This is a genomic window from Microcoleus sp. N9_B4 (genome assembly GCF_036701635.1).
Classification (GTDB): Bacteria; Cyanobacteriota; Cyanobacteriia; order Cyanobacteriales; family Microcoleaceae; genus Microcoleus.
In genome coordinates this window covers 1197-2457 of record NZ_JAUBRC010000106.1, presented here as the reverse complement: position 1 = coordinate 2457, position 1261 = coordinate 1197, and the positions used below count along the sequence as shown (strand labels likewise).

General features: G+C 38.9%; 1 protein-coding gene. It reads left to right on the top strand.

Annotated elements, in window-relative coordinates; all coding sequences use genetic code 11:
• Positions 1–1261, top strand: a 1261-nt coding sequence (locus QUA43_RS30600) for an AAA family ATPase (RefSeq protein ID WP_333379516.1), incomplete at both ends; no start/stop codon positions are given.

The window sequence follows — 1261 nt, the reverse complement described above, 5'->3', positions numbered from 1 at the left end:
GCCGGAAAATTCGACCAATTTCAACGAAATATCCCTTACGCCGCAGTTGTCAAAGCCTTTCAATCATTAGTCAAGCAACTCTTAACAGAAAGCGAAAATCAACTTAATACCTGGAAAGAAAAACTTTTAGCAGCTATTGGTACTAATAGTCAAATCATTGTAGATGTCATTCCCGAAGTAGAATTAATCATTGGCAAACAGCCTACCGTACAAGAATTAGGCGCTACCGAAGCACAAAACCGCTTTAATTTAGTATTTCAAAAATTCATCCGCGTCTTTTGTTCATTTGACCATCCCTTAGTCATCTTTCTCGACGATTTACAATGGGCTGATTCCGCCACATTGAAATTGCTACAAGTAATGATAGCAGATGAGCAAACCAACTATCTATTTCTAATTGGTGCTTATCGAGACAACGAAGTTAACCCATCTCATCCTTTAATGATGACTTTGGACGAGCTGCAAAATCAAGGTGCAAGAATCGAGCGAATTACTTTAGCTCCCCTACACCTTCAGCAGATAGGTAACTTAATTGCTGATACAGTTCGTAAAGACACAGAATCAGCGCTCCCCCTAGCAGAGTTAGTTATTAATAAAACTCAAGGTAATCCTTTTTTTGTCAATCAGTTTCTCAAAACTCTCTATCAAGAAAACCTGCTAAAATTCAATTTTCCCAAAAGAAACTGGGATTGGAATATTTCAGAAATCGAATCAGTAGGTATTACTGATAACGTCATTGAATTGATGCTTGGCAAATTGAAAAGACTGCCCGCATCAACTCAGCAAGTTTTGCGGTTGGCTGCTTGCGTGGGTAATAGTTTTGACTTGAACACTCTTTCAATTATTAATGAGAAATCTTGGGTATCCACCTTTCAAGAACTATTGCCAGCCATCCAAGAGGGATTGATTCTAGCTACTTCTGAGTTAGGTGCTACCGAATCAGAAATAATTAATTCAGACTTAGTAATTACTACTTATAAATTTTTGCATGACCGCGTGCAGCAGTCAGGTTACGCTTTAATTGACTCACAACTCCAAACAGCAATTCACCTACAAATTGGTCGCCTATTACTAGCAAATATTTCTCCAGAGCGACGCGCCGAAAGAATTTTTGAAATTGCCGACCATTTGAATTCGGGTCGGAATTTAATCATTGATGATACCGAGAAAACTGAACTAGCTATTTTAAATTTAACAGCCGCTCGCAAAGCCAAAGATGCCACGGCTTATGCTGCTGCCAGAGACTACTTAAAATTCGGTC